Here is a 13,549-nt window from a genome sequence, read left to right on the forward strand (position 1 = left end):
CAGCCTATCCACGACACAGCTGCAGGAGACGAACAGACATGGAGAGGCGCTTCTGAGATATGGATCGTCTCGAACCGGGTTCGTACGGTGATGACCATGACGAACACAGCATCACCCACCACCAGGGCCGTCCTCTTCCACACCACCGGTGATCCGGACGTCCTCACCGTCGAAGAGGTGCCGCTGCCCGCACCCGGCCCCGGCGAGGTGCTCATCCGGGTCGAGGCGCTGGGCCTCAACCGGGCCGAGGCGCTCTTCCGCGCGGGCACGTACTTCTACCAGCCGACACTGCCTGCCTCCCGCAACGGCTACGAGGCGGCCGGAGTCGTCGAAGCCGTCGGTACGGGAGTGAGCGACTTCGCGCCCGGCGACCTCGTGATGGCCACTCCCGAGAAGGAGCTGAGCGGCCACGGTCTCTACGCCGAGCGCGTGGTGGTTCCGGCCGCTTACGTGCTCCACCGCCCCGCGGGCGTGGATGCGGTGAACGCGGCCGCCGCCTGGCTGACGTACTCCACCGCCTACGGCGCCCTGCTGGAGAAGGGCGGGCTGCGCCCCGGCGACCATGTGGTGATCACCGGGGCATCGAGCGGGGTCGGCACGGCTGCTCTTCAGGTGGCCGAGCGGATCGGGGCGATCCCGATCGCCACCACCCGTACCGCAGCCAAGAAGCAGCGGCTGCTCGCCGCGGGGGCAGCCCATGTCGTCACGACGGACGACGAGGACGTGGTGAAGGAGGTCGGGCGCATCACCGGCGGCAAGGGCGCCGAGCTGATCTTCGACGCGATCGGCGGACCCGGACTCGCCACGCTGGGTGAGGCGGCGGCGCACGACGGGACGCTGATCGTGTACGGGTGGCTGGACGGGCGGCCGGCCGTGCTGCCGACGAACTGGCCCTTGACCGTGATCGGTTACAACAATCTCGACCTGTCGGCCGATCCGGCCGGCCGTCGCCGGGCTGCCCATTTCCTCGGTTCCGGCCTCCGCAGTGGTGCGCTGGCTCCCGTGGTGGGTGCCACGTTCGACGGTCTGGAGCGGATGGCGGACGCGCACCGCCTCATGGAGTCCGATGCGCACATCGGGAAGATCGTGGTGACGGTCCGGCACTGACAGGCGGCCGGTCGCTCCATGAGCCGGCACTCGTCCGGGACGAAGCGGCGTGAACCGGCCCCGATGAGCGAGCAGCCTGCCGGGTGGCGCCGGTCCGCGAGGACAGCACCACCCGACAGGAACGACGCCCCCGGTCAAGGACTCGGTCCCGCCTCATGGCGGTAGCCGCCTCCCCGAGCCCAGGCCCGGGAGGCGGCTACCGCCTCAGCCGCGAGGTCAGCTGCCGTCGCGCAGGTCGGCGATCCCCGTCGGCCGGAACTCGATCCGGTCGAAGGAGACCTCGCAGCCGTCGCCCGTGGGCGACTGGGCCAGGAAGCCGATGGACGCGGTGGCGGCCCGTTCCGGATCACCCAGGGCGAAGACGCGGACGAAGGTCCACTTCTCACCGTCGGGCGAGGCATGGCAGGCGAAGGCGTTGCCGGTGCGGCTCAGGCGCAGCCAGTAGGTGTCGCCGTCCACGACGAAGGAGTTGACGTCGTCGGAGTGACCGCGGGTGACGACGGTGCAGATCGTGGGGCGGTCCGGGGAGAGCTCCAGACAGACCTTGGCCCACTCCCGGTCGCCGACGTGGAGGTACAGGACCCCCGCGTCGAAGGCGGCGGCGAAGCCGGCCTTCACCCGGGCGATCAGCTGGAAGTCACCCTCCGGGGCGGTGCCCAGCAGCCGGGGAGCATCGCTCACCGAGTCGAGGCTCTCGCCGTCCGGCGCGACGAAGCGGTCCTGCCGGGCGCCGGCGCGGCCCGTGAGTACGCCGTCCTGGTAGTTCCAGCCCGTGGCGGGGCCGAACGACTCCAGGCCGAAAGGGAGTTCGGGAACTTGCAGGGTCATGAGCGACGTCCGTCCACGCGGCGGGACAGGCCCAGCGGATTGTCCTCGCGGAGCTCCGGCGGGAGCAGTGCATCGGGGGTGGTCTGGTAGCTGACCGGGCGCAGCCAGCGCTCGATCGCGGTGGCGCCGACCGAGGTGGAGGTGGAGGTGGTGGCCGGGTAGGGGCCGCCGTGGTGCTGGGCGGGTGCGACGGCGACGCCGGTCGGCCAGCCGTTGACCAGGACGCGTCCGGCGAGCGGGGTGAGTGCGTCCAGGAGTGCGGCGGCGCTGCCGTCGGCTTCCTCGGTGGCGATCTGGAGGGTGGCGGTGAGGTTGCCGGGCAGGCGGGACAGGACCGCGGTGATCTCGTCCTCGGAGGTGTAGCGGGCGATGACGGTGACCGGGCCGAAGCACTCTTCCAGGAGCGCGTCGTGCGGGCCCTCGGTGGCGAGCAGCTGCGCCGGTACGGTCAGGAAGCCGGCCGCGACGGTGTGTTCGCCGCCGGCTCCGGGGGTGACCGGGGCCTCCACGTCCGGGAGTGCGGCCCGCTCGCTCACTCCGGCGAGGAAGGCGTCGCGCATGCGGTGGTCGAGCAGGACTCCGGCCTCGGTGTCGCTGACCGCCCCGGTGAGGGACTTCAGCAGCCGGTCGCCGGCCTCGCCCGCGGGGGCCAGGACGAATCCGGGCTTGGTGCAGAACTGGCCCGCGCCCATGGTCATCGAGCCCGCGAGCCCGGCACCGATCTGCTCGCCGCGCTCGGCGGCGGCCGCCTCGGTGACGACGACGGGGTTGAGGGAGCCGAGCTCGCCGTGGAAGGGGATGGGGACCGGCCGTGCGGCCGCCGCGTCGAAGAGGGCGCGGCCGCCGCGGATGGAGCCGGTGAAGCCGGCGGCGCTGACGAGCGGGTGCCTGACCAGTTCGACGCCCGCCTGGAAGCCGTGCACGAGGGTGACGACGTCCTCGGGCAGCCCGTGCTGCGCCGCGGCCCGGCGCAGCACGGAGGCGCACAGTTCGGAGGTCGCGGGGTGGTCGGGGTGCGCCTTGATCACGACCGGGCAGCCGGCCGCGAGGGCGCTGGCGGTGTCGCCGCCGGGTACGGAGAAGGCGAGCGGGAAGTTGCTGGCCGCGTAGACGGCGACGACGCCGAGCGGGATCTTGTAACGGCGCAGGTCGGGCCACGGCGGGGTGCGGGTGGCGTCCTCGTGGTCGATGTGGATGTCGAGGTACGCGCCCTCGTCGACGACCTCCGCGAAGGCACGCAACTGGGCCGCGGTGCGGGCGAGTTCGCCGGTCAGCCGGGCCGGGCCGAGCGCCGTCTCGGCGTCGGCGGCCTCGATGACGTGCTCACCGGCCTCGACGAGCAGATCGGCCGCGGTGCGCAGGAACGCGGCGCGCACGGTGCGGTCGGCGAGGGAGCCGCGTACGGCGTGAGCGGCCCGGACCGCGCGGTCGACCTCCTCCGCTGTAGCCTCCACCGCAACCTGCTCGCGCGGGTTCCCGGTGCGGGGGTCGACGCTCCAGACTGGTGCTGCTGCCACCGTGTTTCCTTCCGCTCCACTGCCACACATCAGAAGTTGTTCGGTATTCTGAACAGAGTTCCTGATCGTGAATATGAAGCGACTCTATTTCCGGGCGTTCGGTGTTGGCAAGAAGTCGCAGGGTTTCGTAAGTGGGCTGGAAGGGGCGTAGGGCGATGTCGGTTGCCGAGTCTGGTGGGGCACAGGTCAAGTCCGCGGTACGGACGGTGGAGCTGCTGGAGTACTTCGCCGGGCGGCCGGGCATGCACTCGCTCGCCGCGGTGCAGGAAGCGGTCGGATACCCCAAGTCCAGCCTCTACATGCTGCTGCGCACCCTGGTCGAGCTGGGCTGGGTGGAGACGGACGCGACCGGGACGCGGTACGGGATCGGGGTGCGCGCACTGCTGGTCGGCACCTCGTACATCGACGGCGACGAGGTGGTCGCGGCCGCCCGCCCCACCCTGGACCGGCTCTCCGACGACACCACGGAGACCATCCACCTCGCCCGGCTCGACGGGACGAACGTGGTCTACCTCGCCACCCGCCAGTCCCAGCACTACCTGCGCCCCTTCACCCGCGTCGGCCGCCGGCTGCCCGCGCACTCCACCTCGCTCGGCAAGGCGCTGCTGGCCACCCACAGCGACGAGCAGGTGCGCAAGATGCTGCCCGAGACGCTCCCCGCACTGACCGAACACACCCTGACCGACCGGGAGAAGCTCATCGAGGAGCTGCACCTGATCCGCGAACAGGGCTACGCCGTGGACCGCGAGGAGAACACCCTGGGGCTGCGCTGCTTCGGCGTCGCGGTCCCGTACCGCACCCCGGCCCGGGACGCCATCAGCTGCTCGGTGCCCGTCGCCCGGCTCACACCGGCGCACGAGCAGATGGTCAAGGACGCCCTGTTCGACGCACGCGACCGGCTGACTCTCGCCACCCGCAGGCTCTGACCGTGGATGTCTCACTGCGCGCGGTGCAGGGCGCCGACCTGCCGTTGTTCTTCGCCTGGATGTCCGACCCCGAGTCGGTCCGCACGGCCGCCTTCACCAGTGAGGACCCGAGCGACCGGCACGCGTTCGACGCCCACTGGGCGCGCATTCTCGCGGACCCGTCCGTCGTGATGCGCACGGTGCTCGCGGACGGTGCGGTGGTCGGCAGCGCCGGGGCGTACGGGGCGCCGGACGACCGTCAGGTCACGTACTGGATCGACCGGGCGCGCTGGGGCCGCGGTCTGGCCACCGCCGCCCTGGGCGCACTGCTCGACGTCGTACCGGAACGCCCGTTGTACGCGCGCGCCGCGGCCGACAACACGGGCTCGCGGCGGGTGCTGGAGAAGTGCGGGTTCGTCGTGACGGGCGAGGACCACGGCTACGCGCACGCGCGCGGCGAGGAGACGGACGAACTGCTGTTCACCCTGCCCGGCTGAGACCTGCCCGGGTGAGAACCGCCGCCCCGTCCCGCGCGGCGGGCCGGCCGGCCCGCCGCGCGATCCGCCATGACCATCGAGGCATCGAACACCACTCCGATAACATGCTCGAATTCATGGCGATTTACCTCATCGTCCAACCATCACCGGCGAACCGTGCTGCCCGGCGCGACAAGTGCCCCACGACGTGACCTACTCCACCAACATCTAACAAATCGGCCAAACTCTTGATACCTATAGCATCGCGGGTGTTTTCGCGAATAACCGACGGAAATACGCCCGGCACTTGGCGTCGGCCACGAACGGCGCTCTATGCCGCGGTAGCGGTGGTGGGACTCGGGTTCCTCGTCGCTCTGGAGATCGCCGCGCGTCACTACGGTCTGCCGGGGCCGATCGCCAGCCAGGCGCGAGAGGTCGTGGTCGCCCCCGCCTCGGGTTTCCTGCTGTACGGCAGCATGGGCCTGATGATGGTGGTCCTCACCTGGCGGCAGCGGTTCATCGCGATCGGGACCGCGATCGGTATCGACCTCGTCATCCTGCTGGTGCGCTGGGTGGCCGACGCGCCGGTGACCCACGGCCACCCCTTCGGCAACGGCGCACTGTGGGTGATCCTGGGGTGCGCGGTGATCGCCGTCACCCGCCGCACCGGCCGGGAACGCCTCCTGTTGCTGAAGGGCGTCGGGCTGGGCCTGCTCCTGGTGACCGGCCGCAAGACCGGCGACACCTGGTTGCTCATCACCTCCAAGACCCGCCCGCTGGTGCTCGACCAGTACGTGGCGACCGCCGACCACGCACTGGGCAACCCCTCGTGGCTGGTGGGCCGGCTGGTCAGGTCCACCGGCTCGTTCGGCGAGGTCTTCCTCGACTCCGTCTACACCCAGCTCGCGGTGGCCGCGGTCGTCGTCGCGATGTACCAGCTGCGCAACGTCGCGGCCGAACGCCGCTTCCCGTCCCACCACCTGGTGCGCACCTTCCTGGTCATCGGCCTCCTCGGACCGGCCATCTACATGATCTACCCGGTCGTCGGACCGGTCTTCGCCTACGGCGCCGACGGCGGGCACTGGGCCGTGGCCAACCTGTGGCCCGACACGATGCCTCCTGGCAGCGGCCCGCAGCACATGCCGTTCGACGACTTCACCCCGCGCAACTGCATGCCCAGCCTGCACACGGCGTGGGCCACCACGATCTTCATCCATTCCCGCAAGGGCCCCCGGTTCCTGCAGTTCGCGGGCGCGTTCTGGCTGATCGCCACACTCGCCGCGACGCTGGGCTTCGGCTACCACTACGGCATCGACATCATCACCGGTGTGATCTTCACCCTCACGATCGAGACGGCCCTGCGCTCGCTCGAACGCGGCTGGGACCGGTCCGGAACCCAGCTGGTCGCTTACGGCGCGACGGTCTTCACCGCGATCCTGGTGGCCGCCCGCTATCTGTCGACGCCGATGGCCGCCCATCCGTGGCTGTCCGGCCCCCTGCTCGTTCTGGCGATGGTGTCGGTGATCTACGCGTATGTGCGGACCACCAGGCAATGGGACCCGAAGCCCGCACCGGCGGTGCGGCAGCCGGAGCTGCAGCCCGAACTGGTCTGAGCGCTGCGGCGTTCCGTCTCCGCCGGACGGCGGAGACGGATCGTCGCCAGGCACGACGTGCCCGGACGGGCCGCGCGGCAGCGTGGGTGCCATGACACGGACACCTCTCGCACCCGCTCCCGCACCGGAAGCCGCCACCCCGGTCACCGACCGTCTCCGCGCCGCGCTGCGCACCGTCGCGATCGTCGCCTGCCTGCCCTACATCGTCCTCAAGACCGCCTGGATCTCGGGCAGTCACCTCGGGATCCCCGAGGGCAGCGAGCTCCTCGACCACAGCACCGCTCTCGTCGTCGGGAACATCGGGTCGGTCCTGATGGACAGCGCGGTCGTCGTCATCGCGCTGCTCCTCACCCAGGCCTGGGGCCGCCGGGTACCCGCCTGGCTGCTCGCCCTGCCGATGTGGGTGGCGACCGGGCTGCTGCTGCCGATCATGACCGGCTATCCGCTGCAGTTGTTGGTGGCCGCCCTGGGCGGTGACATCGTGCAGGACGAATCCGGCCGGCCCTTCCTTCAGGAGTGGGTCTTCGGCGTCGTCTACGGCGGCTTCATCCTCCAGGGGCTGTCCCTGGGCGCCCTGTTCGCGCTGTACGCCCGGGACCGCTGGGGCCATCTCTGGCAGGGTGCGCTGCGCGAGCTGCCCAGCAGCCCCACCGCACCCGCACTGCGGGCGGCCGCCGTCACCGCTTCGCTGATCGCCCTCGCGCCCGCCGCCGTGCACCTGCTCTGGGCCACCGGTTCGCCCGCGGGGCTCAGCGAGGCCCGCGCCGCGGAGCGCACCAGCGGTTTCTACGTCCTCGAAGCGGTCCATCTGTTCTTCGTCGCCGCCACCGTCACGGGCGTCCTGCTGCTCGCCTTCCGCCGTTCCGCGCTTCCGCTGCGCGTGCCGCTCGCCCTGGCCTGGGGCGGCTCGGGGGCGACGGCCTGCTGGGGCGGCTGGATGAGCATCGCCTCGCTGGTCCCCGTCGACGACATCGCGGAACGGCCCACCCCCGCCATGGTGTTGATCTACGCTGTCCAGATGCTGGTCGGGACGCTGGTGGTGGCTCTGGGCGCGTACTTCCTGGCGGAGCGCGCGGCCACGACACGACCGGCGGGCCCGCGGGCGTGACGCCGCTGCTCGGCCGGCGGGCCCGGCGGCGCTGGCTGCATCTGATCATCGGCGGCGCCCTGCTGATGCCGTACTTCCTGGTCGGCACGGTCGTCGTCGGCGTGTACCGCCCGGAAGCCGATGTCTTCACCTCGCCGGCCGGCCAGCTGACCGCGTTCGCCTACGCCCTGCCGATGGCCGCGGTCACCGCGCTCCTCCCGCTCGCCCGGCCGCTCTCGGCGGCCGTCGCCCGCGCCCTGTGCGGTCTGCCGGCGGACCGGCCACTGGCGGACGGGCCCGCCAGGACCCGGCAGGCCAGGATCCGTTCGGCGGCCTGGTTCACCCTGCACGTGGGGCTCGGCGGTGTCATCAGCGGCATGACGCTGGCGCTGGTCCCGTTCGCCGTGGGCGTCATGGGGCTGCCGTTCTTCGCGGCCGTGCGGGACTCCCCCGTGCTGGACCTGCCCGAGGCGCTGGACCGTACGTGGGTGCTGGCCCTGGCGCCCCTCGCCGGGATCGCGATGCTGGTGGCCCTGGCCGGCTGCGCGGCGGCGGCCGGGGCGCTGCTGGCGAACCGGGCGCCGGTGCTGCTGGGCCCGACCCCCGACGACCGGCTGGCCGCCGCGGAGCGCCGCGCGGCCGAACTGGCGGTCCGCAACCGGCTGGCCCGCGAACTGCACGACTCGGTCGGCCACGCGCTCAGCGCCGTCACCCTCCAGGCGGGCGCGGCCCGCAGGGTTCTGGACAGCGACCCGGAGTTCGTCCGGGCCGCGCTGACCGCGATCGAGGAGACGACGCGGCGCACGGTCGGTGAACTCGACACCGTTCTGGGACTGCTGCGCAAGGACGACGGCGGGGCGCCGGACACGCCGTCCGGCCCGGGGCTCGACGCGCTGGAGGGATTGCTGGCGCACTGCGGGCTGCCTGTCGCGTACGCCGCCGACGGCGAGACGGGCACGGCCCCCGCAGTGGTGTCGCGCGAGGCGTACCGGATCGTGCAGGAAGGGCTGAGCAACGCGCTGCGGCACGGCGGACGCGGTGAACCGGTGCGGCTGCGGATCACGGTGCGCACCGGGGAGCTGGAGATCGTCCTGGACAGTCCGCTGCCCGCACGGCCGGCGGTGGTGCGCCCCGGCGGCGGCCTGGGGCTGCGCGGCATCGCCGAACGGGCCGTACTGCTCGGCGGCCGCACCGAGGCCGGACCGCACGACGGCGGGTGGCGGCTGACCGCCCGCCTCCCCCTGCACACCCCCGCACAGGAGCCGCGATGAGCACGCCCGTCCGGATCGTCATCGCCGACGACGAACGCATGGTCCGCACCGCCCTGCGGGTCATCCTGGACGCCGAGACCGGCCTGGAGGTCGTCGGAGAGGCGTCGACGGGCGCGGAGGCCGTCTCCGTGGTGCGCGCACTGTGCCCCGACGTGGTGCTGATGGATGTGCGGATGCCGGAGATCGACGGGATCCGGGCGACGGAGCGGATCCTGGCCACGCTCGACCCGGCCCCCCGCATCGTCGTCGTCACCACGTTCGAGAACGACTCCTATGTGTACGACGCGCTGCGCGCCGGGGCGTCGGGTTTCCTGCTCAAGCGGGCGGCGGCCGAGGACCTGGTGCAGGCGGTACGGCTGGTCGCCCGCAGCGACTCGCTGCTCTTCCCCGCTGCGGTGCGGGGTCTGGCGGCCGCGTACGGGAAGCGGCAGCCGTCCGCCGCACCGCCCTGGGCGGCCAGGCTCACGGGCCGGGAGGCGGACGTGCTGCGGCTGATGGCGAGAGGCCTGACCAACGCGGAGATCGCCACCCGGCTGAGGGTGGGCCAGGCGACGGCGAAGAGCCACGTGGCGGCCGTCCTCGCGAAGACCGGCGCCCGGGACCGCACCCAGGCGGTCATCGCGGCGTACGAGTCGGGGTTCATCACGCCCGGCTGACCCCGACGGGGCACGGCGGAATTGATGAGGAATCGGTGAGAAACGGCACAGCCGGGAACGGAGTGCGGCATCCCGCTCGTCCCACCAGCGGGATGAACAAGACGATCAGGCGCGCTTCGGTCTTCTCCCTGCTGCTGGTCCTCGCCCTGCTGGGGCGCGCGACCTGGGTGCAGGCGTACCAGGCCCGGGCGCTCGCAGAAAACGACCACAACCGGCGGAACACCATCGCGCAGTACGCGCAGCCGCTCGGCGACATCATCGTGGCCGGCTCCCCGGTCACCGGATCGAAGAAGACGGAGGGCAGCGATCTCGCGTACAAGCGCACCTACAAGGAAGGCGACCTCTACGCGGCCGTCACGGGTTACGGCTCGCAGGCCTACGGCTCCACCCAGCTCGAGGGGATCTACAGCAAGGTGCTGGACGGCACCGACACCCGGCTGAAGAATCCGCTGGACGCGCTGACCGGCAAGCAGAGCACACCCGGCAACGTGCTGACGACGATCGACCCCGATGTCCAGAAGGCGGCGTACGACGCGCTCGGGGACGACAAGGGCGCGGCCGTCGCGATCGACCCGAAGAGCGGGCAGATCCTGGGGATGGTCTCCTCTCCGTCCTACGACCCCTCCGGCATCAGCGGGACGACGGACGGCGACACCTGGCAGAAGCTGCTCGCCGACCCGGACAAGCCGCTGGTCAACCGCGCGATGCGGCAGCCACTGGCGCCCGGCTCGACGTTCAAGCTGGTGGTGGCATCGGCCGCGCTGGAGAACGGGCTGTACAGCTCCGTCGACGAGCCCACGAAGAGCCCCGTCCCGTACACGCTGCCCGGAACCAGCACCGTCCTCAAGAACGAGAGCGCCACCGCCCCCTGCGAGAACGCGACGCTGCGCGTGGCGCTCCAGTACTCCTGCAACAACGTCTTCGGCAAGGTCGCCGCCGATCTCGGCCAGGACAAGGTGCGGGCGATGGCGGAGAAGTTCGGCTTCAACACCGAGAAGCTCGATGTGCCGGTCCGGGCCTCGAAGAGCGTCTACCCGTCCGGGATGGACAAGGCGCAGACGGCGCTGAGCGGCATCGGCCAGTTCGAGGTCACCGCGACGCCGCTCCAGATCGCGATGGTCTCCGCGGCCCTCGCCAACGACGGCGAGCTGGCCGCACCGCACATGGTCTCCAAGGTGACGGACGGGGACGGCGGCACGCTGGAGGACTTCGAGGACGGAGACATGACGCGGATCGTGTCCCCGTCCACGGCCGAGCAGCTGCGCAGCGCGATGGTGACCGTCGTGGAGGAGGGCACCGGCACCAACGCCCGGATCGACGGGGCCGAGGTCGGCGGCAAGACGGGCACCGCCGAGAACGGCGTGGGCAACAGCAACACCCCGTACGCGTGGTTCACCTCGTACGCGAAGGACGACTCCAGCGGCCAGGAGGTCGCGGTCGCGGTGATCGTGGAGGACTCGGGCTCGTCGGCGTCGGAGGTCAGCGGCAACGGCCTCGCGGCGCCGATCGCCCAGAAGATGATGAAGGCCGCGCTGCAGCGGTAGGCGGGGGTCGCGCAACGTCCCGGTACCCCGAGCTTTTCGGGGTACCGGGACGTTCGCTGTGTCCCGGCCCCTTCAGGTTTTCGCCCTGTTACGCCTTACTTGGTTACGCACCCGCGTCGAAGCGCTTCCGCGGAGCGCTGGTACGCTCTCGCCCCGCCGCCCGCCGTGGGCAGCGGCTGGGAACGTACACAGCCCGACCACGCAGGCACCGGGATTCGAGCGCAGAGATGAGGTAGCTGTGGGCACATCCATCGACCATGCCGATGCCGCTGCCGCCGAGTTCCATGAGTTCTTCGAGGCCCATTACGCCGAACTCGCCCGGCTGGCCCATCTGCTGACCGGTGAGGCCGATGCCGCCGACGATCTGGCGGCCGACGCCCTGCTGGCACTCTGGCACCGCTGGGACCGGGTCAGGGACGCCGACCATCCGGTGGCGTACGCGCGCGGCGTCGTCGCCAACATGGCGAGGACCCGGATCCGCAGTGCGGTGCGCGAGCGGCGCCGGATCGCGCTGTTCTGGGCGCCCCGCGGCAGTGGGGAGGCGGTCGACGATCCGGACGTGCCGGCCGTCGTCGACGTCCAGGGAGCGCTGCGCAGACTGCCGTTCCGCAAGCGTGCCTGTGTGGTGCTGCGGCACGCTTTCGACCTCTCGGAGCGGGACACCTCTCTGGTGCTCGGAATCTCGGTGGGTACGGTGAAGAGCCAGACCTCGCGTGCCGTCGCGGAACTGCAGCGGCTGCTGGGTCCTCAGCCGCCCGGCACGCACATGCAGGCGGCCGTCGCGGCGCAGCCCAGCGGAGGAGACCGGTGAAGGACGAGGAGCTGTCCGTGCGGCTGCGGGAGGCCGCCGAGGCGCACCGCCCCGAACGGGAGCGGATGCTGGCCCGGGTCGAGCGCGGTATGGCCGGGGGCCGCCCGCCGGCCCGCGTGGTGCGTCCGCCGCGCGGAGCGGCGCCGTGGCTGCGGATCGCGGGAGCGACGGCCGCGGTCTGCGGAGTGCTGGCGTTCGGCGCCCTCGCCGTCACCTCCGCCGGTGGGGACGACGGACCTCACGGGGAGCGGGTGGCGGCGCCCCCGGCGTCCTCCTCCGCCGCGGCCGCGACGCCGCCCGCCGGCCTCGGGGCGCTGCGTACCGAGGACGGGCCGCTGTGGACGGACGGTGCTGTCGACCCGCACTCCAACGCGTACTGGGCGCAGAGCGATGTGACGCTGCGGACGGCCCGGCCGCTGTCCGCGCTCACCGTGGAGCTGCGGATCGCCCTCACCGGCGGGGTGAACAGCACCGGTTCCTGGCGCTCGTTGCCCGAGAAGGACTTCACCGTGTCGGCGACGGAGGACGGCGGCTATCTCGTCTACCGATGGGCGCTGAAGCCGGGCCGGACCGTCCCCGCCGGTACCCATACGTTCGCGGGGCAGTACAACCACGCCGAGGGTGAACGGGACGCCGCGGGCGACTACCTGACCGCACACGCGGTCCGCGTTTCCGGTGAACGGGCCTCGGTGGGCGACTACTTCGGCCCGGACCACTGACCGGACGGCCGGACGGAAAGAAGACGGCGGAACCCGGCAACCCTTGTCCCCCGCGGTGGCGACCAAGAAGCGCAACGCTCCCCCCACCATCGAGGAACGGGACACCGACATGAAGAAACGAGCCGCACTGCACGGCAGTCATGCACGGCGCACCGGCCGCCGCCGCATGATCGCCGCTTCGGCCACCGCGCTCTCCCTCACCGGCGCCGCGCTCACCACCGGCCTGCTGGTCCAGTCGGCCGAGGCGGCTCCCACCGCCGCCGCGGCCGCCGCATGGCCGACGCCCTCGGGTTCGCAGGCCGTCTCGGCGACCATCAAGGTCTCGGGCACGTACGACGGCGGACTGAAGCGCTTCTACGGAAGCGGGGACCTGGGTGACGGCGGTCAGGACGAGGGCCAGGATCCGATCTTCGAACTGGCCGACGGGGCGGTGCTGAAGAACGTCGTCGTCGGCTCTCCGGCCGCCGACGGCATTCACTGCAAGGGCAGCTGCACGATTCAGAACGTGTGGTGGGAGGACGTCGGCGAGGACGCGGCGTCCTTCAAGGGCACCTCGTCGGGCGCCACGTACAAGGTGACCGGCGGCGGCGCCAGGAAGGCCGACGACAAGGTCTTCCAGTTCAACGGCGCGGGCACGCTGACCATCAGCGGCTTCCAGGTCTCGGACTTCGGCAAGCTCGTCCGGTCGTGCGGCAACTGCTCCACGCAGTACAAGCGCACGATCGCGGTCAGCGACGTCGACGTGACGGCGCCGGGCAAAGCCCTGGTAGGGATCAACACCAACTACGGGGACACCGCGACGCTGAGGTCCGTACGGATCCACGGCGACAGCAGCAAGAAGATCAAGCCGTGCGTCCGCTACACGGGCAATGACGACGGTGACGAGCCGACGGAGACGGGCAGCGGGCCGGACGGCACGTACTGCAAGTACTCCGCGTCGGACCTCTCCTACGACTAGGAGACCGGGCGCGAGAATGGGGCGGGCGGGCCGCCGACGGCCCGCCCACCCCTTTCT

General features: G+C 71.6%; 13 protein-coding genes. 11 read left to right on the top strand and 2 right to left on the bottom strand.

What is annotated here, in order from left to right; genetic code table 11:
* Window positions 1-96: 96 nt before the first annotated feature.
* Entirely contained in the window at window positions 97-1,107 is a 1,011-nt protein-coding gene (locus SH922_RS08845) for a zinc-dependent alcohol dehydrogenase family protein (RefSeq protein ID WP_393056680.1), read from the top strand.
* 216 nt (window positions 1,108-1,323) lie between these two features.
* On the opposite strand, the gene SH922_RS08850 is transcribed toward SH922_RS08845, so the two are convergent.
* On the bottom strand, window positions 1,324-1,935 hold the full coding sequence (locus SH922_RS08850; RefSeq protein WP_393056682.1) for a DUF1349 domain-containing protein: 612 nt from the start codon (window positions 1,933-1,935) through the stop codon (window positions 1,324-1,326).
* Window positions 1,932-3,452, bottom strand: coding sequence for an aldehyde dehydrogenase (NADP(+)) (locus tag SH922_RS08855; RefSeq protein ID WP_393056684.1), 1,521 nt, complete (start codon window positions 3,450-3,452; stop codon window positions 1,932-1,934). Before SH922_RS08855 ends, SH922_RS08850 begins: the two co-directional genes overlap by 4 nt.
* Before the next feature lie 155 nt (window positions 3,453-3,607).
* Between SH922_RS08855 and SH922_RS08860 the strand changes: the two genes are divergently transcribed.
* From SH922_RS08860 to SH922_RS08905, 10 genes are all read left to right on the top strand, one after another.
* Window positions 3,608-4,378 (top strand): IclR family transcriptional regulator, encoded by a 771-nt coding sequence (locus SH922_RS08860; RefSeq protein ID WP_219569419.1) that lies wholly within the window; start codon window positions 3,608-3,610, stop codon window positions 4,376-4,378.
* A 2-nt stretch (window positions 4,379-4,380) separates the two neighbouring features.
* Window positions 4,381-4,854: a GNAT family N-acetyltransferase gene (locus SH922_RS08865; protein WP_393056687.1), complete on the top strand. Its 474-nt coding sequence runs from the start codon at window positions 4,381-4,383 to the stop codon at window positions 4,852-4,854.
* Between the two features lie 326 nt (window positions 4,855-5,180).
* Window positions 5,181-6,446, top strand: a complete 1,266-nt coding sequence (locus SH922_RS08870) for a phosphatase PAP2 family protein (protein WP_393056689.1) — start codon at window positions 5,181-5,183, stop codon at window positions 6,444-6,446.
* 91 nt (window positions 6,447-6,537) lie between these two features.
* Window positions 6,538-7,554: a hypothetical protein gene (locus SH922_RS08875; protein WP_393056691.1), complete on the top strand. Its 1,017-nt coding sequence runs from the start codon at window positions 6,538-6,540 to the stop codon at window positions 7,552-7,554.
* Window positions 7,551-8,804, top strand: a complete 1,254-nt coding sequence (locus SH922_RS08880; protein WP_393056693.1) for a sensor histidine kinase — start codon at window positions 7,551-7,553, stop codon at window positions 8,802-8,804. Before SH922_RS08875 ends, SH922_RS08880 begins: the two co-directional genes overlap by 4 nt.
* Entirely contained in the window at window positions 8,801-9,460 is a 660-nt protein-coding gene (locus SH922_RS08885) for a response regulator (protein WP_393056695.1), read from the top strand. Before SH922_RS08880 ends, SH922_RS08885 begins: the two co-directional genes overlap by 4 nt.
* 92 nt (window positions 9,461-9,552) lie before the next feature.
* Window positions 9,553-11,004: a peptidoglycan D,D-transpeptidase FtsI family protein gene (locus SH922_RS08890; RefSeq protein WP_393056697.1), complete on the top strand. Its 1,452-nt coding sequence runs from the start codon at window positions 9,553-9,555 to the stop codon at window positions 11,002-11,004.
* A gap of 238 nt (window positions 11,005-11,242) precedes the next feature.
* Window positions 11,243-11,815 (top strand): SigE family RNA polymerase sigma factor, encoded by a 573-nt coding sequence (locus tag SH922_RS08895; RefSeq protein ID WP_393056699.1) that lies wholly within the window; start codon window positions 11,243-11,245, stop codon window positions 11,813-11,815.
* A complete protein-coding gene (locus SH922_RS08900; protein ID WP_393056701.1) occupies window positions 11,812-12,534 on the top strand; it encodes a hypothetical protein in 723 nt (240 codons plus the stop codon). The genes SH922_RS08895 and SH922_RS08900 overlap by 4 nt, the downstream gene beginning before the upstream one ends.
* A 109-nt stretch (window positions 12,535-12,643) precedes the next feature.
* Window positions 12,644-13,492 carry a pectate lyase gene (locus tag SH922_RS08905; RefSeq protein WP_393063499.1) on the top strand — a complete coding sequence of 283 codons (849 nt, stop codon included), beginning with the start codon at window positions 12,644-12,646 and terminating at the stop codon, window positions 13,490-13,492.
* Window positions 13,493-13,549: the final 57 nt, after the last annotated feature.

This window comes from Streptomyces sp. LN549, assembly GCF_043203805.1.
GTDB lineage: Bacteria > Actinomycetota > Actinomycetes > Streptomycetales > Streptomycetaceae > Streptomyces.

What these genes read in the sequence shown, in the direction of transcription:
- SH922_RS08885 (WP_393056695.1), top strand. Translation starts at nt 8,801, where the DNA reads ATGAGCACGCCCGTCCGGATCGTCATCGCCGACGACGAACGCATGGTC.
- SH922_RS08875 (WP_393056691.1), top strand. Translation starts at nt 6,538, where the DNA reads ATGACACGGACACCTCTCGCACCCGCTCCCGCACCGGAAGCCGCCACC.
- SH922_RS08860 (WP_219569419.1), top strand. Translation starts at nt 3,608, where the DNA reads ATGTCGGTTGCCGAGTCTGGTGGGGCACAGGTCAAGTCCGCGGTACGG.
- SH922_RS08890 (WP_393056697.1), top strand. Translation starts at nt 9,553, where the DNA reads ATGAACAAGACGATCAGGCGCGCTTCGGTCTTCTCCCTGCTGCTGGTC.
- SH922_RS08845 (WP_393056680.1), top strand. Translation starts at nt 97, where the DNA reads ATGACGAACACAGCATCACCCACCACCAGGGCCGTCCTCTTCCACACC.
- SH922_RS08905 (WP_393063499.1), top strand. Translation starts at nt 12,644, where the DNA reads ATGAAGAAACGAGCCGCACTGCACGGCAGTCATGCACGGCGCACCGGC.
- SH922_RS08850 (WP_393056682.1), bottom strand. Translation starts at nt 1,935, where the DNA reads ATGACCCTGCAAGTTCCCGAACTCCCTTTCGGCCTGGAGTCGTTCGGC.